Raw genomic sequence first — 606 nt, forward strand, 5'->3', positions numbered from 1 at the left:
ACCCATTTCGGTCGCCGGATCCTGCGGATCGCCGATGCGGATCGCCTCGGCCTTGCGCTTCAGGCGGGCGAGGAATTCATCCTTGACCGAACGCTCGACCAGCAGCCGCGAGCCGGCGACGCAGCTCTGGCCGGTCGCGGCAAAAATGCCGGCGACCACCGCATTGGCGGCGCTGTCGAGATCGGCGTCGGCAAAGACGACGACCGGGCTTTTGCCGCCGAGTTCCAGAGTGGTGTACGCAAGGTTCTCCGCCGTGTTCCTGACGATGGCGCGCGCCGTCGAGGGACCGCCGGTGAAGGCGACTCGCGAAACCAGCGGATGGCTGGTCAGGCGCCGGCCGCAATCATGGCCCAAACCGGTGAGGATGTTGACGACGCCTGGGGGAAAGCCAGCCTCATGAACCAGTTCGGCAAAGGCGAGCAGCGGCCCCGGGCCATCCTCGGAGGCCTTGAGCACGATGGTGCAGCCGGCGGCGAGCGCCGGACCGAGCTTGACGGCCGAGAGGAAGAGCTGCGAATTCCACGGAACCACCGCGGCAACGACACCGATCGGTTCGCGGCGGATGGTGACGTCGAGATCCGGCTTGTCGATCGGCACATGCGCGCC

At 67.3% G+C, this 606-nt stretch carries 1 protein-coding gene; it reads right to left on the reverse strand.

The genetic code is table 11. From position 1 onward, the window contains the following. The coding region (locus EN991_RS38880; RefSeq protein ID WP_127370666.1) for an aldehyde dehydrogenase family protein at nt 1-606 on the reverse strand (606 nt) is incomplete at both ends.

Source organism: Mesorhizobium sp. M7A.F.Ca.US.005.03.2.1 (assembly GCF_003997795.1).
GTDB classification, from domain to species: Bacteria; Pseudomonadota; Alphaproteobacteria; order Rhizobiales; family Rhizobiaceae; genus Mesorhizobium; species Mesorhizobium ciceri.